The following is a 19,768-nucleotide window of genomic DNA, read 5'->3' as shown; positions in this document are numbered from 1 at the left end:
CCTGACTGTTCATCTGCCCGATACATGCCGCATAGGAGAAGCGGTTACAAGCCAAGTTCACGCGACATGCCGACGCGTTTTCACTTCCTTTGCGTGTTCTCACAAGCTAGTGAAGAGCAGGATAGAGGAGAAAGACATGCCCGTTCGGCTGAAAAAACTCATAGGCACATTTCTGCTGGTTGCTCTTGTGATCGTCTATGCAGTTTTTGCGACAATTATAGCTGTGGCCCAGCTTGGTAATTCACCTGCATGGGTGCATCTCCTTTATTTCTTCTTCACCGGTATTCTCTGGGTGTTGCCTGCTATGGGTATCATCTGGTGGATGGCTCAGCCTCCTCGCCCAAAACGTCGTTGAGTGATTTGCGGGGGCAACCGAAACGTGACTGATGAAGCCCAAGCCAATCTAACGCCACGCCTCATTGTTGATTACGCGCAACTGCGTGCTTTTTGGTCAAAGCCGGGCGCATTGCACGGCAACGCACAAACTTTCGACTGGATCGACTGCTGGCGCAGGCATGTCAATTCGGACACTCTGGTTGCTGGTCTGTTTGCTGACTATTCGCCGGTTATGTTGCTGCCACTTGAGACTGTCAGCGTAAACGGCACACGCGTGTTGCGTTATCCAGGCGGAAGCCATGCAAACTGTAACTTCCCCTGGCTTGGCGGTTCGGTCGAACACGCATCCGTCGGCCAGCTCGTGTCAACCATTCGGATCGCTAGGCCAGATATCGATGTGCTTTCGCTAACGCGGCAACTGCCCATTCTATCCGGCCAAGATAACCCTTTGTTGCAGCTGAAAAGTATTGAGAACCCCAATCCTGTGCTTGCCGCGTCTCTGATCAGCGGATTTGATGCAGTCCTTGAGCGAAGCAACGCCAAGCGAAAACTCAAAAAACATCGTCAGCATGGCCGTCGATATGAAGAGGCTGGCGGGTGGCGAATTTATGCCCCCCAGTCCCGTGAAGAAACGAACGAGATACTCAATGCTTTCTTTGCTCTCAAAGCACATAGATTCCGGCAAATGGGGATCGACGATCCTTTTGCCGATGCCCATATTCAAACGTTCTTCAAAGAGCTTTACGGAAACGCGACTGGGAGCCTGCACGCAGCATACGAACTGCAAGTCCTTGAAGTCGGCGGCAAAATCCGCTCGCTGATCGGCAAAACCCGTTCGAAACTCGGTCCGACTGTCGAATTCAGCGCGATAGCCGATGACGAGTTAATGACTGCCAGCCCTGGGGAGTTTCTGTTCTATGAAGACATCAAGAGAAGCTGTGACGCTGGCCTGACCATCTATAGCTTTGGGATCGGCGACGAGCCCTATAAGCGAGAATGGTGCGATATTGAATCGAGCATCTTCGACACCATTATCCCTCTAACGGCCAAAGGCAAAGCCTTCACCGCACTGCAATCAGTCCGTAACAAAGTCGTCGCGACAGTTAAAGGCAATCCCCACTTGTGGCAGTTCGCAAAAGCGCTACGCAGCAAACTGGCGAAACGCTAAGATTTCACGATAAGCGCTTCTCAATTTGATTCAGACGAGAGCGCTATCTCGTTGATCGTGAATCGAAATCAGGCGGTAGGTTGTGACGCATCAGGGTTAGCACCTGTCGCCTGCTGATTGTCCATCAGAATGATGACGTCTTCATAGCCGCCCTGATCCATATCAAGCGCTGCCATGACGACACTATTGTCGTCGGGATCGACAATATTCATGATCACGACAGCCGGACCGTCGGCGATACGGCGTATCTGCCGCGATGTGGAAGGGCCGCATTCGACCACCACGAAATCATAAACCGTTTCCAGCGCATCCAGAATATACGGCAGACGATCAGCCGAACGCATCGCGTTCTCCGGTGCTACCTTGCCTAGCGGCATCACATGCGCCTGAGAATAGTGGTCCGTATGAATGACATCGTTGAAGCGCCGCTCACCGGCCAGAAGCTCTGTAATACCGGCTCGGTTACTGCCATCGAGCATAACTAGCCCCAGCGTACCGTAGGCTGTCATATCGATCAGAATAGCGCGTTTGCCCCGATCCGCCAGCTCCCGCAGAAGACGCACAGTCGCAGCGGATGCACTATCGCCTTCCGGAGATATCGCGATGACCCGCTTTAAACTGCCTTCAATCAGGCCGTTAGCCACCGTCTTCACACCATTTGGATTTTCTGGCGCATCTTCCGCAGAGGCAATTTTTGAACCTGACATGAAAGGCGACGTCCAGCGCCGCACAGGGCGGCTATCGGCAGTTTTGAACTCGCTTGCGGAAGGCGGAGTGAAAGCCATGTCTGTTGCCGCTTCAATCACTGGCATTTCAATTTCTTCCACCGCTGCAATACGGCGCCCGTCCACTGTGACAAAGGCCCGTCCACTGAACAATTCACGCAGCAAGACGAAAATTGATAGGAGCAACAGTCCAGCAACAAAGGTCGCGCTGACAACCGGCAAGGTCTTTGGATAATATGGCAATCCCGGCGCATCAGCGCGAGAGAAAATCCGCGCATCGGCGGGGACATAATTGCGATCCGTGCGCGAGGCAGCTTCGCGATAACGCGTCAGATAGGTCTCAAGAAGCTGACGCTGCGCAGCCGCTTCACGCTCGAGCGCCCGCAGTTCGACTTCCTGCTCACCAGCCTGGGCGGCCTGTGCCTTGACACGATTTAACTCACGATTGAGTTCATCCTCGCGCAGTCTCGCAGCACTCACCTCATTGTTGAGGCTCGTCAAAAGCTTGCGCCCTTCCCCATTGATCTGTCGGTCGAGATCGGCGAGTTGCGAGCGCAACGATTTGATGCGCGGATGGCCTTCAAGCAACGTTACTGAAAGATCAGCGATTTGCGAATTGAGCTGAATGCGACGTTCGGAAAGGCGCTGCATCATACCGGATGCTACAACATCAGGCAGAGTATCAACCGGGACACGGGCTGCAAGCGCTCTGCGAATGCTTTCCGCTTTTGCTTCCGAGGTCGCGCGGCTTGAACGCAGTCGCGTCAATTCCGTCGAGACTTCGGATAGCTGCTGGGTGGCAATGGTGCTGTTTGTCTGTCCCGTCAGAAGGCCATTTGCTCCGCGATAGTCCGCAACTTTCTTTTCTGAATCCCGCACTTTGCCGCGCAGATCCTCGATTTCTGGTGCAAGCCAGCCGGTTGCATCATCGTTAGACTGGAGTTTTGCAGCGCCTTGTAGCGCGATATAGGCGTCAGCCACTGCGTTTGCGATATCCGCTGCTTCCTGCGGATTTGCAGACGTATATTGGACGACGATCACACGCGAACCGGTGACGTTGAAAACCTGCAAGTTCTGGCGCAACTTTTGCAGTACACGCTCTTCAGGTGTCAGACTGGTCGGATTGTTGCGCATACCAAGAAGAATCAAGATACGCGTCCAAGGCCTTACATTTGTTGAGGTAAATGCCTCGTTGTCGGTGAGCTTGAGCTTATCTGACACTTGCTTCAGAAGATCGCCCGAAGTCAGCACTTCGACCTGGCTTTTCACCCCTTCCGGGTCCATCAATGGCCGTTCAGCTGTGGCTTCACCATTTGGACGTGTGAAAACGGATTCACGGGATTCGATCAGAATGCGGGTCTCAGCGCTATAATCAGGCGTCAGAAGGAGACATATGATCCAGGCAAGCACTGCCATAATGAGTGCGCCGCTGACAATCAAAAGCCAATTGCGGCGCAAGCTCGAAAAGAGCGCACCAATATCAATATCTGCGTCTTTCGACAGCCTATCGACTTCAGACATTCTCATACTCCGCCCGATGTTCCGCCCAATATTCTGGATGTGCGGTTCCCGAGCCATCACCTCGCCCACTCAAAACGTGTCGAAGGCCAATTTTGTAAGAAAATGTAAACGAACAAGGTAACCAGAGGGTTAAACTGTCTATTTGTTCGGTTTCACTGGAAAGAGAGAAAGTTTTTCCGGAAGCGTATCACTTCTTTACCAGCCATTAACCTTAATCAATCGATAACGTCATGTATCAGCATTTGGATATCTCCTATCCGAATCTGCAAATGCGGCAATGCTTTTCGGAAGAGACCGAGGCGACAATGACGATGCAGAAAACTCATAAAAAGCGCACGAGCCGGTTGGTTCTTGTTGCGCTTGGCCTTGCGGCGATGACGCTTTCCGCATGCTCCAGCTATCGCCCTGCCCCACAGGCGTTTCATGCCGCGTTAAACGAACCCTATTTGCTCAATGCAGGTGACCGTGTGCGCGTTACCGTGTTTGAGCAGGCAAGCCTCACCAATAATTATAGCGTCGATCAGTCGGGCTATATCGCATTCCCGCTTATTGGCAGCGTTCCGGCAAGTGGAAAGACGGTAAAGCAGCTAGAAGGCACAATTGCCTCAAAACTGCGTGGCGGCTACCTGCGCGATCCTGACGTCAGCGTTGAGGTCGACCGTTATCGTCCGATCTTCATCATGGGTGAAGTGGGCGGTGCGGGCCAATATTCTTACGTGCCAGGTATGACTGTGCAAAAGGCAATCGCCGCAGCTGGAGGGTTTACTCCACGCGCCAATCAGGAAAGTGTCGATATTACACGCACGATCAATGGAGACGTGATGACAGGGCGCGTCCTGATCTCTGATCCGATCCTACCGGGCGACACCGTCTATGTGCGCGAACGTCTATTCTGATGACGATAAATGTCTGATGAAAAGCACAACACGCCCTTACGAATCGTCCATTGTTTTCGCGAACCTACGGGTGGCTTGTTCCGCCATGTCCGCGATCTCATCAGCATTCAGGCTTCAAACGGGCACCAAGTTGGCATTCTCTGCGATGCGACAACCGGTGGCGCGCGCGAAGATGAATTACTGGAAGAATTACGGCCCAAGCTTGCATTGGGCATCCATCGTATCGCCATGCAAAGACATATCGGCATTGGCGATATCAAAGCTGCATACAAAGCCTATCGCATTATCAAGAAATCGCAGCCGGACATCTTGCACGGACATGGCGCCAAAGGTGGCGTTTATGCACGTCTGTTCGGCTCAGCTCTACGGGTTTTTAAGTCTCGCGTAGCCCGTATCTACTCACCGCATGGCGGTAGCCTGCATTTTGACAGAAAGACGCGTCGTGGTGGCGCGGTCTTTCTGGTCGAAAGGTTGCTGGCTCCGCTCACCGACGCTGTTCTGTTCGTTTCAAACTTCGAGAAGCGGACATATGAAGAGAAGGTTGGCAGGCCATACGACCTTCATGCGGTTATTTATAACGGCTTGTCTGATGAAGAGTTTGTTCATACGACAACCGCAACTGACGCCACTGATTTCCTTTTCATAGGAACGATGCGTGAATTAAAGGGCCCCGATCTGTTGATCCGCGCCCTTGCTTCTCTTCGTGACAAATCCGGGAAGCGTTTTACCGCCACTATGGTCGGCGATGGCGCGGAGAAGTCCGATTTTCTCACGCTCGCAAATGGGCTCGGCATGGCTGACCAAATCCGCTTTTTGCCCGGCATGGCTGCGCGAGAAGCGTTTCCGCTTGGCAAAAGCATCGTGATTCCATCACGCGCGGAAGCATTTCCTTACATCGTGCTGGAGGCATTGGCTGCTGGAAAAGCTGTCATTGCGAGCAGTGTTGGCGGCATTCCGGAAATCTTCGGCCCCAACTCACCGGCTCTTGTTGAGCCCAACATCGAGCTGCTCGCAGCCAAGCTGCTCGTAGTTGCCAGCGCTGAGGCTGATTTCGTAAAATCGATGCCCGACAGAACACGCCTGCGCGAGCGGTTCAGCCTTCAGGCAATGGCACATTCTATAGAATTAGTTTACCGTGAAGCACGTTCCTGAAAATCTTGCACCAGCTAGGACCATTTGATCAGCAAATCCTTAGGATTTGCAGTTAAATATAGTCCGGCACGTTGATTAGCAGGGGTAAAATTGTGCGGGATAATGATGTGTCTTCTCCAATCGATCCTGAGGCAAGTAATGCCAAAGGCACGAGTGGTTCCAAACCGAGCGAACAGAACGGGTTGAACGCAATGGCGCGCCAGATGGCCGCGCAATATGAGCGTAACACCCTGTCGCCAACCATGCTCAGCGGTGTGATACGGCTCGTTGAATTCGGCATCGTCCTCACGACTGGCATTCTGAGCTTTGCCTATTATGTCAGTTTCAACACCTCACTCCTGATCTACTATCTCCTCATCATGCTCGCGGGCGGTGGCCTTTACGTTCTGATGATGGAAATAAACAACGGCTATCAGATCAATATTCTGCGCAGCCCCAGCCGCCACCTGAAACGCGTAATCATCAGCTGGGCAACTGTGCTGGGAGCCGTTGCCGTAGCAGGTTTTCTCTTCAAGGTTTCATCGGATTTTTCGCGCGCCTGGTTTCTGATCTGGGCTTTGAGCGGAATGATCGTACTCATCATCTGCCGCCTCTTTGTCTCATGGAGAATCCGTCGTTGGGCACGGAATGGTATTATGGAGAGGCGCGCTGTCATCGTCGGCGGTGGACCCAATGCCGAAGCCCTGATCCGCACACTTGAACAGCAGCCGGATAACGACATTCGCATCTGCGGCATCTTCGATGACCGTGATGACAAGCGTTCGCCGCCCATCGTGGCAGGCTACCCCAAACTCGGAAACGTAAAGGAGCTGATCGAATTTGCGCGTATTGCGCATATCGACATGCTGATCGTTTCGCTCCCTATCAGTGCCGAAGAACGCATTCTGATGATCCTTAACAAGCTGTGGGTGCTGCCGGTCGATATCCGTCTGTCGGCACTTAACAACCACCTGCGTTTCCGCCCCCGCGCCTATTCCTATATCGGCAGCGTGCCGATGCTCGACATCTTCGACAAGCCAATCAACGACTGGGACTCAGTTGCCAAGCGTATTTTCGACATTGTGTTCAGTCTGCTTGGCATCGTCTTTCTTTCGCCCATCATGCTGGCAACCGCGATTGCCATTAAGCTCGACAGCAAAGGCCCGGTAATCTTCAAGCAAAAGCGGCATGGCTTTAACAACGAAGTCATCAATGTTTGGAAGTTCCGCTCGATGTATGCGGAACAGAGCGACCCGACTGCACGCAACGCCGTCACAAAAAACGATCCCCGCGTGACCCGCGTCGGGCGCTTTATCCGCAAGACATCCATCGACGAACTGCCGCAGTTCTTCAATTCGCTGACAGGTTCACTGTCGCTTGTAGGCCCTCGCCCCCATGCGGTGGCCGCGCACTCTCACAACGTACTCTATAATGAAGTCGTTGATGGCTATTTCGCACGTCACCGCGTCAAGCCGGGCGTAACCGGCTGGGCGCAGATCAATGGCTGGCGCGGCGAAATCGACAATGAAGACAAGATCACCATGCGCACAGAATATGACCTGTTTTACATTGAAAACTGGTCGCTCTGGTTTGATCTCAAAATCCTGTTTCTGACCCCCGTCAGACTTCTCAACACGGAAAACGCTTATTGAGAACAGTCGCCAACGGTACCAGCAGTGTTTCGACACCTTACCGCGTTTTACCTGCAACCGAGGTTGCAGGTAAGCGCGCTTTAAACAGGCTCATCGCTAACTTTGCTATTGGACTTGGTGTTTTTCTACTTGGGTTCGTGATGAGCGAACCCGCTCCATACGAACTTTATATGGTCGCGCTCATAGCAATCGCCATGCTTTTTGGGATGCGGTTGACACGAACCAGCCTGGTGTTGCTCGCTTTGCTGACCGTGTTCAACTTCGGCGGTATGATTTCCGTCATGCAAATGGCTGACACTAAGGATGCGCCATTATATATCGCTGTTTCGCTGTTCCTTGCCTTTACGGCTGTCTTTTATGCCGCAATCATCGAAGCAGACTATCGTCGCCTGAAAACGATATTCAACGCCTATCTTCTGGTCGGTATCCTATCGTCGCTGCTGGGCATTGCGGGTTATCTAAACCTGTTTCCTGGCGCCGATGCCTTTACCCGTTATGGCCGTGCAATGGGTGGCTTTAAAGATCCGAATGTTTACGGGCCGTTTTTGGTGCTTCCCTTCACATGGAGCCTTTACCGCATCATGAAAGGCAATGGCCGAGATTTGCTCGTCTATATGCCGTTGTGCAGTGTACTGACACTCGGCATACTGGTTTCCTTCTCACGTGCTGCTTGGGCCATGGCGCCGCTCTCGTTCCTTTGTCTTTTTGCAGTGCTGCTGCTTCAGAGCCAGAGCAACAGGTTTCGCCTGCGCTTGATCACAATCGGCTTGCTTGCGGTCCTTGTCATTGCGCTGGCTATTCTACTACTCCTGCAAATTCCCGACGTAAGAGCGCTCTTTTTAGAGCGCGCGCGCCTTGAACAAAGTTACGACAGTGCGCGTCTGGGCCGGTTTGCCCGGCACTGGCTCGGCATGGTGCTTGCGACCGAACATCCACTGGGAATCGGACCATTGGAATTTGGTCCCATGTTCGGCGAAGACACCCATAATATCTGGCTGAAAGCAGTGCTTGATTATGGCTGGATCGGTTTCATCGCCTTCATGACTTTAACCTTCCTGACACTGGCCATCGGTTTCAAACTAATGTTCAGAAATCGACCATGGCAACCATTTCTGCTTTGCGCTTATGCGACCTATCTTGGTCATGTACTCATCGGCAATGTGATTGACACTGATCACTGGCGGCATTTTTATCTGCTTTTTGGCCTCGTATGGGGGTGTGCTGGGTTGGAGTATAAACACTACCGCAAAGCCGCTTCACACAATCAATTCCAAGGAAATCTGCTTTGCAATTCGTGATTTATGCCGCCGCAGCTATATTCGAAATAGCCGGATGCTTCTCGTTTTGGGCGTGGCTTAAACTGGACAAATCCCCCCTCTGGCTTGTTCCAGGTTTGGTTTGTCTCGCCCTTTTCGCCTATCTGTTGACACTGATTGAAAGCGATGCTGCGGGACGTGCCTATGCAGCCTATGGCGGGATTTATATTATTGTATCGATCGTATGGATATGGGCTGCAGAAGGCATGCGCCCAGATCGCTGGGACGTTATAGGCGCGACCGTAGCCTTTGTTGGCGCGTGCATTATTCTTTTCGTTCCACGCACTTAGTTCACATCCTGAAAAATGTGAAACGCTTCAGCTGATCTTACTGAACTCAATATAAAAATCGCGGATACCCGAGGCAAGAAACTGTACGGCCACACAGGTCAGCAAAAAGCCCATGATCTTTGTCACCGCCTGCATACCGTGTTCCCCGAGCACCTTCTCGATGAGCGATGCGGAGGACAGTGCAAGATAGGCAACACAGATCGTTATAGCGACTCCCAAAATAACAACCACATGGCCCACAACGGTATGCTCAGATGGTATCTGCGACGCAAAGCTCATAACAACCGCTATAGAACCCGGCCCTGCCAGGCTAGGCATTGCCAGTGGCGAGAAAGAGTAATCCAGTTCAGCCTTTTTGATATCGGCAGGTTCTGCATCCACTTCGGACGAAGAATCCTCACCAGAGAAAATCATCCGCAAGGCCAGGATCATGATAATCAGCCCGCCAGCCACACGAATACCGGGCATGGAGATACTAAACAACGAAATGATCCCATTTCCGAGCAGCAGAAAAGCCGTTAGGATCGAAAAGGCATATATGCAGGCTTTTCTTGCCTGAACGCGTTTGTTTTCCGCGCTCATGCGTTTGGTCAGCGACATATATAACGGGATTGTCGTCAAAGGATTCATAATAGGCAAAAGACCGATCACAACGATCGACACATATTTTGCAAAATCAATAATCAAACTCATCCCAACAGCCTCAAACATCAAGCATCTCTGATAACAATAGCGCAGAAAAACTTGAAAGAACGCACTTTAATACCGGCAGATAACCTATTCGCTCACCAATTAAAATTTGAAAAGTCGATCAAGTACCTAATCAATTTTGGCTATCATAACGCACATTAAATTATACCAAAAGGCCAAATTATTACACCAGGTAACTTTGCTATATAAAATAAACACCGCATTCACTCCGTATCATCAAAATTATTGTGAGCGAACAAGTGTGATTGTTAAAACAAAAAATGCTCATTAGATTAAAACATACTATAACGATAAAAATTTTATATTCACACATCATCAATAATCTAGATTAGTTATTTTACTAAACTTTATTAAATGAGGAGATCGCGCCTTACCCCCGTACGTGATCTTTGCGAGTAGCACATAAGGTTAAGATTGCCCCGGCCCTCAGCCGGGGTATTTTTTTGACCACAGAACTACAAATTTCTCTGGACGCACATAATCCCACGGGATTCACGGCATGCAAAATTGGATAGTTCATTTCTAAACTGCCAACCTTGCACATCATGCAGAAATAAATAGCGAATAACTACTTATGCAGCTTTGCGCCTTTAACCAGTTTGTCGACGATTTTCTTTTCTGCCCGAATGGCGATACCGACAACATTTGCAGATTCAGGTGCAAACTTTGAAAATACATCTCTATTCGCAACGTCATGCCCTGTGGAAAACATCTCTTCAATATAGAGAGAAGTTGTGATCCCTCTTTCCAGTGACTTTACGTGTATTTTGTGCATTTGAGCCGCATCCGCAGACATCACGACTACTGGCTGAATGGACAAAGCATTGTAAGTGTTGCCGGCCCCATCCTGATAAGGCTCGCCGATGATATCCGGGTGTTGACTGACAATCCCGCTAGCGAGAAAAGCGGTGACATTCAGCTCCTGCCAAGGTGCCAAATCATCACGCAAAACAATTGTGAACTTTGTATCGAACATGCAAAAATGATCCCATTATATTCGTGCTAAGCGGATAATAGGGAACGCAATATTTTGAGTATTGAACGTTTGTGCGAATCTGAGCGAATTCTGCATGCTCCAACAAAACGGGGCATTGATCGCATTGATGCGAGATTCCATGGCGTTGGATTTAGCCCTCATCGTCATGATACCTATGCGCTCGGAATAACCTTAGCCGGTGTACAGACATTTCGCTATCGTGGAGCCTCCCGCGTTAGCGTTCCTGGGAATACGATTGTCATTCACCCCGACGAACTTCATGACGGTGCCGCCGGTTCTGAAAACATGCTGCATTACAGGATGTTCTATTTTCCGCCGGAACTATTGCTGGAAGCGTCAAGTCGCACGCACATCTTACCTTTTGTCAAAGAACCAATATTGTCTGACAAATCGCTGCATCAATTGCTGGTGGAGGTTCTTATAGATCTCAGCAACGAACCCGATGAACTGCTACTCGACGACGTTATAATGCGCTTGCAGTCCAATCTATGGAAGCATGCAGATAGAGAAATTGCGCATCCAAAATTTATTGCGCGTGATGCGATCTTGAATATTCGTGAATATCTTAAGGAGAATATCGAAAGCACAGTATCATCTGTCGATCTTGAGAACATTTCCGGTCTCGACCGATATACATTGTCACGCCATTTCAGAGCACTTCATGGAACGAGCCCACACCGCTATCTAATTATGCGCAGGCTTGAAAAAGGTCGGCGCATGCTATCCGGCAGCAATGTAAGTCTGGCTGAAACTGCACTAGCCTGTGGTTTCTCAGATCAGAGTCATTTCACGCGGCATTTCAAATCAGCCTTTGGAATGACACCCGGCCGCTGGTTACGGTTTACGCAACGACCGTAACTATCCATCGTGCAGTTCCAAGCTAATTGCAGCGACGGAAAGACTGAAAAATGTATGTGACTGCAGGTTGAACCGAAAGTGGTTCACCAGCATCGTCAATGCATTGTTCTCATTGGGGAAAAATGGTCGGAGCGGCGGGATTCGAACCCACGACCCCTTGACCCCCAGTCAAGTGCGCTACCGGGCTGCGCTACGCTCCGAGCCGGAGAAAGCCCTAGAATATAACGACTTGTGGTGCAAGGTCTATTTTCTGAATTTGTGAAAATGGAGACGCCCGCACCACAAAGCTGTAAGAACTACGTGTTACGGATTTGGTAGGTTTCCGGGACGTAACGGTAGCCCTCGCCAGCACGCTGCAGATAAGCAAGCGAGGGAAATGGCATGTGATAGCCAATAAATGGCAAGCGATCCGTAGCCAGCATATCGAAGATTCGCTTTCTCGTCTCGGCAGCCATTTCCTTGTCTATATCGAACGAAACGTGCCAGTCGGGACGCTGCAAGGTGATAACCGAATGATTAGCTGTGTCTGAAATCAGCATAAGCGACTTGCCATCCGATTCCACTCGGAATGCCAAATGCCCTGGTGTGTGGCCAAAGGCGCCTATGGCATGGATACCCGAAACCACTTCGTTGCCATCATCAATGAAGATGGTCTTTTCTGCGAACGGCTTCACGTTCTTTTCGACCATTTGTGCGACGGTCTTTGCAGGGCTTTCAAGGCGGGCTGGATCGGTCCAAAAGTCAAACTCTTTCTGTCCTGCGGCATAGCGTGCATTTGCAAAGGCGGGCTTACCCTCTTCCATCAAGCCGCCGATGTGATCGGGATGGAAATGACTCAGAACAACCAGAGAAATGTCATCCGCCTTGTAGCCGGAAGCCTCCAGTGCACTGATCAGTTTACCCTGCCCGGCTTCACGAGCTCCTGCTCCCATACCCGTATCAAACAGAACGAGCTCTTTGCCGGTATTGATAAGAACAGGCGTGAAGCTGTTCACAAAACGGTCGGCAGGAAGTAGGTTTTCTTCCAGCAAGGCCGCAACATCTTTTGGATCCTGATTGATCGCATATGTCTTCTCTGGCGCTTCACCCGCCCGACGTCCATCAGAAAGAGTCGTGATTTCGAAGTCACCAAACTGAAAACGATGAAAGCCGGGATTTTCCGCCTTCGACACAGGTGTTTGCGCTGAGGCTTGCGAAGCTTCAAATGGTGACAAAGCTACTCCACCACCCGCAGCAGAAGCTGCAACAATAAAATTTCGCCGGGAAATAGCCATTGATCAGTCTCCAGAATTGATTGTGGTAATTAAGGATAGCTTAAAAAGCTCTTCGATCCAGCGCGAAACAATTAACTTTTCGTAAGGATCGGCTTGTTCACGGACTTGCAGCTCGCGAAAAAATTCTCTATTTGAGGGCTGCGCGGGACGACCCGTGCCTGTGTTCGCATAGGGGACGGCCCCATTGGAGGGTGCTCCATGGCTGGGCCTATAGAACAATTTGCGATCCGACCCATCGTCGAGCTTGGCACAGTGGGTGGCCAGCAGATTGTTTTCACGAATTCCGCACTTTACATGCTGCTGACAGTGACAGTTGCTGCAGGCTTCCTTTTTCTCGCCTCGCGCCGAGGTAAGGTCGTACCAGGTCGCTGGCAATCATCAGCTGAAATGCTTTACGAGTTTGTATCAAAGACAGTGCGTGAAAATGCAGGTGAACACGGAATGAAATTCTTCCCGTTGGTGTTCTCGCTTTTCATGTTTATTCTTGTGGCCAACCTCATCGGCATGTTTCCTTATGCCTTCACGGTAACAAGCCATATAATCGTCACGTTCGCGCTGGCTATGCTCGTATTTCTAACCGTCACTATTTACGGACTGCTACGCCACGGTTTCAAGTTCTTCCGCTTGTTCATGCCGGCAGGCGTCCCGGTGATGCTCGCGCCGATTATCGTTCCGATCGAACTCATGTCTTATATCTCACGTCCGATCAGCCATTCAGTACGTCTGTTTGCAGTCATGCTCGCCGGTCACATCACGCTGAAGGTATTTGCTGGATTTGTGGTTGGACTGGGCAGTTTGGGTTCGCTGGGATTAATATCGGCCATTATGCCTCTCGCCATGACTGTCGCATTGACAGCACTTGAATTGCTGATGGCAATAATTCAGGCATATGTCTTTACCATGCTGAGCTGCATGTATCTCAATGACGCTCTGCATCCTTCTCATTAGACCTATAGTATTGACGAAAGGACGGCCTTTCGTTCTCTTGAAAAATGGGACGGCCCATACCCAAGGAGCACTAAAATGGCATGGATTTATCTGGCACTCGCCGGTGGCCTCGAAATTATTTGGGCCTATTTCATGAAAAAGTCGGAAGGCTTTTCGCTTTTAACGCCCAGCGTCATCACGATTGTAACGATGATCGGCAGTTTCGCCCTACTTTCGATTGCAATGCGTACCCTGCCGCTGGGGACAGCCTATGCTATTTGGACCGGCATTGGCGCGGTTGGCGCATTCGTCGTCGGAATATTCATTCTGGGTGAAGCGGCAACATTCTTCCGCGTCGCCAGCGTGACACTTATTCTGGCCGGCATTATTGGCCTGAAGCTATCGTCGACGTAGGCCAAAAAAGAAAGGGAGGCACTGCCTCCCTTTTTCATTTTATTGTCTGAAAAACATGAACCCGTTTTTCAGCGAACCTGATCCAGCAGGCGCTTGCATTCAAGCAAGTCAAAAAGCGCTTCCTGAAGAAGCGAGCGATTATCCTTCGACGGGCGTTTCCCATCAGCACCAATAGGGCCTTCTTCCTCACCCTTCAGTAAGCCAAACAGCTTGCGTGCGGGTTGCGGTGCCTTGATGCCGCTTGGCAGCGCCATTTCATTATCGGCAGCGTTTTCCATCGCCTGCTTTTCAGCTGCAGCCTGCTTCTGGCGCGTGATGGCTTCGATGGCCTGAACATCGCCATTGCCAAGCGCGATAATGAATTGCGCATTGTTTTCGCGGAGAAGTCGCTGAACACCCTTGATGGTATAACCTTGATCATAAAGCAGGTGGCGAATGCCTTTGAGCAATTCAACATCAAGCGGACGATAATAGCGACGACCACCGCCTCGCTTCATCGGTTTTATCTGGGTAAAGCGTGTTTCCCAAAAACGCAGCACATGCTGCGGAAGATCGAGATCTTCTGCTACTTCGCTTATAGTCCTGAATGCATCAGGGCTTTTGTCCATCTGCTTGCCCTTTCCAGTGGTTTAGCCTCGCCGTGCAGCGAGTCCTGCCAGCCCAGATAGTTCAAATGGCAATCGACACGTCATTTTGTGCGAGCCATAATATCATGATAATCGAACGGCATTTAACATATAAATATCGAGCGAAAAGCCCCTACTTTTCGGCTTGTTATATTAGGGAACCGACTCGCTTTGTCCGTAGATTATATAATATCAGAACTTTATAAGCACCCCTTCATATATAACAGGAAGAAGCACAGATTTCAGGCTGCTGATGTCACTGGATATATAAGCAAGCAAAATACTTCGCCCCCGAGGGGGCGACGCAGTAAAATACAAAGAGATTAAAAACCTCTATCCATCTAAAAACTACGACTTGGCGCTTTTCGACCCGCGCTTCTGGTGTTCTTGAAGGATGCGTTGTTTGAGAACGTTAGACGCTTTGAACGTCATGACGCGACGTGGAAGAATTGGCACTTCCTCACCGGTCTTCGGGTTGCGGCCGATGCGCTCATTCTTGTCACGGACCTGAAATGTCGCGAATGACGACAATTTCACAGTTTCACCGTTTACGATAGCGTCACAGACTTCGTCGAGGATCATCTCGACCAGAGCCGCCGATTCTGTTCTGGACAGGCCTACCTTGCGGTAAACAGCCTCTGCCAGATCAGCGCGTGTGACCGTCTTACCTCCCATAACCGAACCTACCTGGTTAGCGTTTGAACAGATAATATCCTTAAGTGACAGGAGGTTACACAAATAAACGCGGTCCGGTCAAGCCGCGAGTTTCCTCGCGGCCCATCAATTTTCTAATTACCAGCGCAACAATACCGCGCCCCAGGTAAATCCGCCGCCCATCGCCTCCAAAAGCACGAGGTCGCCCTTCTTGATACGACCGTCTGCGGCGGCTGTTGCAAGCGCCAGCGGAACTGAGGCCGCTGACGTGTTGCCGTGTTTATCGACAGTGATAACCACCTTTTCCTCGGCAATATTCAGCTTTTTTGCTGAAGCGTCGATAATACGCTTGTTGGCCTGATGTGGCACGAACCAGTCGATATCGTCTGCAGTCAGACCTGTTTCGGCAAAAGAGGCTTCGATCACATCTGTGATCATGCCCACGGCATGTTTGAAGACTTCACGGCCTTCCATGCGCAAATGACCCACCGTTTGCGTGGTCGATGGGCCGCCATCCACAAAAAGCTTTTCCTTATGATTGCCGTCAGAACGAAGATTTGCAGCCAGAATACCACGATCCGACGTCAGGCCTTTCCCTTCGCCTGCTTCTAGTACCAGCGCGCCCGCACCGTCACCGAACAGCACGCAGGTCGTGCGATCATTCCAATCGAGAATACGCGAGAAGGTTTCCGCTCCGATGACCAGCACGCGCTGAGCCATGCCACCGCGAATATAAAGGTCCGCTGTTGTCACGGCATAGATGAAGCCACTGCAAACCGCCTGTAGATCGAACGCAAAGCCTGATGTAATACCCAACTCGCGCTGGATTTCGACCGCGCTTGCTGGAAATGTGTGATTTGGCGTCGATGTTGCGACGAGAACCAGATCGATATCGGAAGCTTGAAGACCAGCATTTTCAAGCGCTGCACGCGCAGCCGCTGCACCGAGCGAAACAGTCGTCTCGGTTTCATCTGCGATGTGACGCTGGCGAATACCGGTGCGCTGAACGATCCATTCGTCAGAGGTTTCAATCACGCCTTCAAAATCGGCATTCTTCATGATCCGCTTAGGCAGCGCCGAACCAATACCTCTTACGACAGATCTTATCATCTTTTTTCCTGTCCTCGAGCGGCTTCTATTTTCCTGAACCGGAATAGCCACTCTATCTTTTTGTTTTATAGCAGTTTCGGATGAAAACCCGATTCCATGAAACTGCTCTAGCCTGACCACACCGGGTGCACGCCTGCCGATGAACATTCATACCCGGTTAAGAGGGTTAATTATCACTTGGCTGCTTCGCTGCCGTCATTGGATGCAGCATGCGGATGACTGTGGTGGAAATGAGCCAGATCGGCTTCAATCTTCTCAAGAAGCTTGTTACGCACCATGTCATAGCCAACTTCAATTGCCGAGCAGAAGCCTTCCGCAGTAGCACCGCCATGGCTTTTGATCACAACGCCGCTCATACCAAGCAACACGCCACCATTCACTTTGTTCGGATCCATCTTTTCGCGGACGCGGTCAAATGCGCCCTTTGCAAAAATATACCCGATCTTCGCGAGCCATGTGCGGGTCATTGCCTGACGGAGCAGTGTGGCCATCTGACGTGCCGTACCTTCGGCAGTTTTCAGTGCGACATTGCCTGTGAAGCCTTCTGTCACGACGACATCGACGGTACCCTTGCCAATATCGTTGCCTTCAACAAAACCGGTATATTGCAATCCCGCAAGTGGTGTATCGCGTAGAATTTGCGCGGCTTCCTTGATCTCGTCGAGGCCTTTGACCTCTTCCGTACCAACATTGAGGAGCCCCACGGTCGGCTTGCGTATCTCAAAAAGCGCGCGCGCCATACCGGCGCCCATCACTGCATAATCTACGAGCTGCCGCGCATCAGCACCGATTGTAGCGCCTACGTCCAACACAACGCTTTCACCGCGCAAAGTCGGCCAGATGGCAGCTATAGCCGGACGCTCAACATCAGACAGCATGCGCAGGCAGAATTTTGACATGGCCATCAGTGCGCCGGTATTTCCAGCAGAAACACAGACATCGGCATCGCCCGTCTTTACTGCTTCAATCGCTTGCCACATGGAAGATTTGCCGCGACCAGAGCGAAGCGCCTGGCTAGGTTTGTCATCCATTTTAACGGCGACCTGGCTGGCGCGAAATTCGGACGCTGCCTGCAGTTTCGGGTAACGTGCCAACACAGGCTCGACCTGACCGGCCAGCCCAAAAAAAATGAACCGGATATCAGGATGGCGTTCAAGTGCCTTCGCCGCGCCGGGGATGACCACTTCTGGGCCAAAATCACCGCCCATGGCGTCAATCGAAATTTTTATCACTATTGATTATTCCTGTGCGATCCCTTCCCCAATCCTGCCTGTCTAAAAGCAGAGGGGTTTTCCGCGAAAATAGTGTTTTTCCGGTCGCGCACAACCAGATTCTCTCAAGCATCAGTTAAATCACGGCTTATTCTGCCATTCTGAAAGCTTGGCAAAAGGCGAATCAGGCTTTTCTTCCTCTTCCACGTCGCCGAAAACGGTTGGTTCCGCATCTGCTGGCAAGCCCGGCTTGCGTGGATATGGATCGAGTGCGAGTTCAAAAAATTCTTCGGCCACTGCACCAATGTCAATTTTATCGCCGACGAAAGTCTCCGGAATATCTGCACCGTCAGCATCCAGCAGCAACTCGCCACTTTCATCGAGCTGAATTTTAGCGAGGCGCGAATTTTCCGGTACGAAAATCGTATCCACTTCTTCGGCAATCGTGGCATCGATCGGTTCCAGCGTCACAACGCAAGACTGCACGATTTCTGCATTGATGGTGCCTCGTAGGCGGATGCCGTTCTTTTTCCACGGCGTCAGCAGAAACTCAGCCGCAAAGGAGTTCACAGCCTGAAGGTCATGTTCAGCTGCCAATGCTGCTCTTTCCCTGTCATTGGTCCCAATCTTCACCGTCAAGCCCTTGTGGGGCAGATGAAGAACCGGAACAGGATAGGTCAGCGCCGGTTTATCAGTCATTCTCGTTTGCCTCTTTTGTACTATCGATTGACGCAAGCATCATTTCGTCTGCATCCATAAAGGATATGTCGCCTGCTGCCAAAGCACTGTCTTCAATGTTTGCCAACCGATCACGGCACGCAAATACATATTCACTCAGATAGTGAGCATGTGGCCAGAATTCGAGATCGGGTCGAATGTTTCGCGTCAAAGCGGTCGCCAGCGCTTTTTTATCATCGGCGTCCAGTGCCGTGCCATACGAGCTGACGCGCCCGTAAAACATGCGTGCAAGCTTCTTCATGCGCTTGGGAACGCCTTGATCGCCGATTCCCAATTCTCGCAACGAATGATCAACATCCTTGAAAAATTCGTCTGCAATGTCCTGCGCAAGCGGCATCAGCACCGAATTTTCACCCTTCATGCGATGAAGAGATATGAAAATATGAACCGAAAGCATCTCATAACGACCTAAAGGCGTATCAGGCACCTGAAATTGTGCATAAAATCGCTTTTGCCGCGCCGCCGCCACGATCGTCTCGTAAACGCGAAGCACAACTGTCTCATTAGCTTTTGATTTGCGGCGAAAAAGTCGAAGAATCATTCCTGTACGACCGTACTTGTTGCATCCAGAAGCAAGGTGGTTTACCGAAGTTCTCTCGACGGCGAAAGTGCCGCGCTGATATAGAATGTATGGAGAGGTCTTTGTTGCAGCGAATTTTCCCAAGCGCACGCAAACAGCGTGCCCTTCTCGCAGGCACAGCAATTCTCTTTTCGGCGGCTCTCGTCGGATGCAACACTGCATCCACGCTAAACCCGTCGGAAACGCTTACAGAGGGTTACGTGCTCGATCAGGAGGCGCTTGATTCGGTTCCGGTTGGCTCCAGCCGTGAACAGGTGCTTCTCGCACTCGGTACACCGTCCACCACGGCAACCTTCGACAATGAAGTGTTCTATTACATTTCGCAGAAGCGCTACCGTGCGGCACAGTTCATGAAGCCGAAGATCATCGACCGTCATATCCTTGCGGTTTACTTCGACAAGGAAGGCAAGGTCAGCAATATTGCCAATTATGGCCTGCAGGACGGTAAATTGTTCGATTTCGTATCGCGCACGACCCCAACGGGCGGCAAGGATCAGACCTTTATCGGTCAGATCATCCAGGGCGTTGGCAAGGCTCCGACATCGCTGCCGGGTGCAGCAGGCGGCGCAAACAACTGATCTGTTGCGAATCTCAAAAAAAGCCCGCCAACTGGCGGGCTTTTATTTTGCGACT

The 19,768-nt window shown here is 51.0% G+C and carries 21 protein-coding genes and 1 tRNA gene; 11 read left to right on the top strand and 11 right to left on the bottom strand.

Annotated features, from left to right (window positions below; all coding sequences use genetic code 11):
• The first annotated feature begins 136 nt into the window (after positions 1-136).
• Positions 137-355, top strand: coding sequence for a DUF2842 domain-containing protein (locus CES85_RS13275; protein WP_024897446.1), 219 nt, complete (start codon positions 137-139; stop codon positions 353-355).
• Positions 356-379: 24 nt separating this feature from the next.
• Positions 380-1,504: a GNAT family N-acetyltransferase gene (locus CES85_RS13270; protein ID WP_095446411.1), complete on the top strand. Its 1,125-nt coding sequence runs from the start codon at positions 380-382 to the stop codon at positions 1,502-1,504.
• Positions 1,505-1,572: 68 nt separating this feature from the next.
• Here CES85_RS13270 and CES85_RS13265 read toward each other — a convergent pair whose 3' ends face one another.
• Complete coding sequence (locus CES85_RS13265) at positions 1,573-3,750, bottom strand: GumC family protein (protein WP_095446410.1); 2,178 nt, start codon at positions 3,748-3,750, stop codon at positions 1,573-1,575.
• A gap of 311 nt (positions 3,751-4,061) precedes the next feature.
• Here CES85_RS13265 and CES85_RS13260 point away from each other — a divergent pair, with 311 nt between their 5' ends.
• The 5 genes from CES85_RS13260 (at position 4,062) to CES85_RS13240 (ending at position 9,035) form a co-directional block, all read left to right on the top strand.
• Positions 4,062-4,646 (top strand): polysaccharide biosynthesis/export family protein, encoded by a 585-nt coding sequence (locus tag CES85_RS13260; RefSeq protein ID WP_208636310.1) that lies wholly within the window; start codon positions 4,062-4,064, stop codon positions 4,644-4,646.
• 9 nt (positions 4,647-4,655) lie between these two features.
• Positions 4,656-5,798, top strand: coding sequence for a glycosyltransferase (locus tag CES85_RS13255; protein ID WP_095446409.1), 1,143 nt, complete (start codon positions 4,656-4,658; stop codon positions 5,796-5,798).
• 107 nt (positions 5,799-5,905) lie between these two features.
• Positions 5,906-7,429 carry an undecaprenyl-phosphate glucose phosphotransferase gene (locus tag CES85_RS13250; protein ID WP_404900930.1) on the top strand — a complete coding sequence of 508 codons (1,524 nt, stop codon included), beginning with the start codon at positions 5,906-5,908 and terminating at the stop codon, positions 7,427-7,429.
• Positions 7,426-8,727: an O-antigen ligase family protein gene (locus CES85_RS13245; protein ID WP_095446407.1), complete on the top strand. Its 1,302-nt coding sequence runs from the start codon at positions 7,426-7,428 to the stop codon at positions 8,725-8,727. Before CES85_RS13250 ends, CES85_RS13245 begins: the two co-directional genes overlap by 4 nt.
• Entirely contained in the window at positions 8,715-9,035 is a 321-nt protein-coding gene (locus CES85_RS13240) for a YnfA family protein (protein WP_095446406.1), read from the top strand. Before CES85_RS13245 ends, CES85_RS13240 begins: the two co-directional genes overlap by 13 nt.
• Positions 9,036-9,062: 27 nt before the next feature.
• Here CES85_RS13240 and CES85_RS13235 read toward each other — a convergent pair whose 3' ends face one another.
• Together CES85_RS13235 and CES85_RS13230 are read right to left on the bottom strand one after the other, a co-directional pair.
• A complete protein-coding gene (locus CES85_RS13235; protein ID WP_244923283.1) occupies positions 9,063-9,746 on the bottom strand; it encodes a MarC family NAAT transporter in 684 nt (227 codons plus the stop codon).
• Positions 9,747-10,314: 568 nt separating this feature from the next.
• Positions 10,315-10,722, bottom strand: coding sequence for a DUF2000 family protein (locus tag CES85_RS13230; RefSeq protein WP_095446405.1), 408 nt, complete (start codon positions 10,720-10,722; stop codon positions 10,315-10,317).
• Positions 10,723-10,776: 54 nt separating this feature from the next.
• On the opposite strand from CES85_RS13230, the gene CES85_RS13225 reads away from it, so the two are divergent.
• Positions 10,777-11,601, top strand: coding sequence for an AraC family transcriptional regulator (locus CES85_RS13225; RefSeq protein WP_342352144.1), 825 nt, complete (start codon positions 10,777-10,779; stop codon positions 11,599-11,601).
• A gap of 123 nt (positions 11,602-11,724) precedes the next feature.
• Here the strand turns inward: CES85_RS13225 and CES85_RS13220 are convergent.
• Positions 11,725-11,801 (bottom strand) — tRNA-Pro (locus CES85_RS13220).
• A 96-nt stretch (positions 11,802-11,897) separates the two neighbouring features.
• On the bottom strand, positions 11,898-12,875 hold the full coding sequence (locus tag CES85_RS13215) for an MBL fold metallo-hydrolase (RefSeq protein WP_095446404.1): 978 nt from the start codon (positions 12,873-12,875) through the stop codon (positions 11,898-11,900).
• 198 nt (positions 12,876-13,073) lie between these two features.
• On the opposite strand from CES85_RS13215, the gene CES85_RS13210 reads away from it, so the two are divergent.
• Positions 13,074-13,823 carry a F0F1 ATP synthase subunit A gene (locus tag CES85_RS13210; protein WP_095446403.1) on the top strand — a complete coding sequence of 250 codons (750 nt, stop codon included), beginning with the start codon at positions 13,074-13,076 and terminating at the stop codon, positions 13,821-13,823.
• Between the two features lie 75 nt (positions 13,824-13,898).
• On the top strand, positions 13,899-14,216 hold the full coding sequence (sugE, locus tag CES85_RS13205) for a quaternary ammonium compound efflux SMR transporter SugE (protein ID WP_095446402.1): 318 nt from the start codon (positions 13,899-13,901) through the stop codon (positions 14,214-14,216).
• A 68-nt stretch (positions 14,217-14,284) separates the two neighbouring features.
• On the opposite strand, the gene CES85_RS13200 is transcribed toward sugE, so the two are convergent.
• The 6 genes from CES85_RS13200 to CES85_RS13175 form a co-directional block, all read right to left on the bottom strand.
• The gene (locus CES85_RS13200; RefSeq protein WP_095446401.1) at positions 14,285-14,824 is read right to left on the bottom strand and encodes a MerR family transcriptional regulator; all 540 of its coding nucleotides are present in this window, start codon (positions 14,822-14,824) and stop codon (positions 14,285-14,287) included.
• A 366-nt stretch (positions 14,825-15,190) separates the two neighbouring features.
• Positions 15,191-15,517, bottom strand: a complete 327-nt coding sequence (locus CES85_RS13195; protein WP_024897430.1) for an integration host factor subunit alpha — start codon at positions 15,515-15,517, stop codon at positions 15,191-15,193.
• A gap of 117 nt (positions 15,518-15,634) precedes the next feature.
• Entirely contained in the window at positions 15,635-16,606 is a 972-nt protein-coding gene (locus CES85_RS13190) for a beta-ketoacyl-ACP synthase III (RefSeq protein WP_024897429.1), read from the bottom strand.
• A 173-nt stretch (positions 16,607-16,779) separates the two neighbouring features.
• Positions 16,780-17,838, bottom strand: coding sequence for a phosphate acyltransferase PlsX (gene plsX / locus CES85_RS13185; RefSeq protein WP_095446400.1), 1,059 nt, complete (start codon positions 17,836-17,838; stop codon positions 16,780-16,782).
• Positions 17,839-17,958: 120 nt separating this feature from the next.
• Positions 17,959-18,516 carry a YceD family protein gene (locus CES85_RS13180; RefSeq protein ID WP_095446399.1) on the bottom strand — a complete coding sequence of 186 codons (558 nt, stop codon included), beginning with the start codon at positions 18,514-18,516 and terminating at the stop codon, positions 17,959-17,961.
• Positions 18,509-19,096: a ubiquinol-cytochrome C chaperone family protein gene (locus CES85_RS13175; RefSeq protein WP_095446398.1), complete on the bottom strand. Its 588-nt coding sequence runs from the start codon at positions 19,094-19,096 to the stop codon at positions 18,509-18,511. The genes CES85_RS13180 and CES85_RS13175 overlap by 8 nt, the downstream gene beginning before the upstream one ends.
• A gap of 101 nt (positions 19,097-19,197) precedes the next feature.
• Here CES85_RS13175 and CES85_RS13170 point away from each other — a divergent pair, with 101 nt between their 5' ends.
• On the top strand, positions 19,198-19,713 hold the full coding sequence (locus tag CES85_RS13170; RefSeq protein WP_095446397.1) for an outer membrane protein assembly factor BamE: 516 nt from the start codon (positions 19,198-19,200) through the stop codon (positions 19,711-19,713).
• Positions 19,714-19,768: the final 55 nt, after the last annotated feature.

The sequence above is a fragment of the Ochrobactrum quorumnocens genome, assembly GCF_002278035.1.
Lineage (GTDB): Bacteria > Pseudomonadota > Alphaproteobacteria > Rhizobiales > Rhizobiaceae > Brucella > Brucella quorumnocens.
This window is presented reverse-complemented; position numbering and strand designations above follow the sequence as displayed.

Bases quoted from the DNA above. Each gene is read 5' to 3' on its own strand.
- CES85_RS13275 (WP_024897446.1), top strand. From the start codon at position 137: ATGCCCGTTCGGCTGAAAAAACTCATAGGCACATTTCTGCTGGTTGCT.
- CES85_RS13265 (WP_095446410.1), bottom strand. From the start codon at position 3,750: ATGTCTGAAGTCGATAGGCTGTCGAAAGACGCAGATATTGATATTGGT.
- CES85_RS13260 (WP_208636310.1), top strand. From the start codon at position 4,062: ATGCAGAAAACTCATAAAAAGCGCACGAGCCGGTTGGTTCTTGTTGCG.
- CES85_RS13255 (WP_095446409.1), top strand. From the start codon at position 4,656: ATGTCTGATGAAAAGCACAACACGCCCTTACGAATCGTCCATTGTTTT.
- CES85_RS13235 (WP_244923283.1), bottom strand. From the start codon at position 9,746: ATGTTTGAGGCTGTTGGGATGAGTTTGATTATTGATTTTGCAAAATAT.
- CES85_RS13230 (WP_095446405.1), bottom strand. From the start codon at position 10,722: ATGTTCGATACAAAGTTCACAATTGTTTTGCGTGATGATTTGGCACCT.
- CES85_RS13215 (WP_095446404.1), bottom strand. From the start codon at position 12,875: ATGGCTATTTCCCGGCGAAATTTTATTGTTGCAGCTTCTGCTGCGGGT.
- CES85_RS13210 (WP_095446403.1), top strand. From the start codon at position 13,074: ATGGCTGGGCCTATAGAACAATTTGCGATCCGACCCATCGTCGAGCTT.
- sugE (WP_095446402.1), top strand. From the start codon at position 13,899: ATGGCATGGATTTATCTGGCACTCGCCGGTGGCCTCGAAATTATTTGG.
- CES85_RS13200 (WP_095446401.1), bottom strand. From the start codon at position 14,824: ATGGACAAAAGCCCTGATGCATTCAGGACTATAAGCGAAGTAGCAGAA.
- CES85_RS13195 (WP_024897430.1), bottom strand. From the start codon at position 15,517: ATGGGAGGTAAGACGGTCACACGCGCTGATCTGGCAGAGGCTGTTTAC.
- CES85_RS13190 (WP_024897429.1), bottom strand. From the start codon at position 16,606: ATGATAAGATCTGTCGTAAGAGGTATTGGTTCGGCGCTGCCTAAGCGG.
- CES85_RS13180 (WP_095446399.1), bottom strand. From the start codon at position 18,516: ATGACTGATAAACCGGCGCTGACCTATCCTGTTCCGGTTCTTCATCTG.
- CES85_RS13175 (WP_095446398.1), bottom strand. From the start codon at position 19,096: ATGATTCTTCGACTTTTTCGCCGCAAATCAAAAGCTAATGAGACAGTT.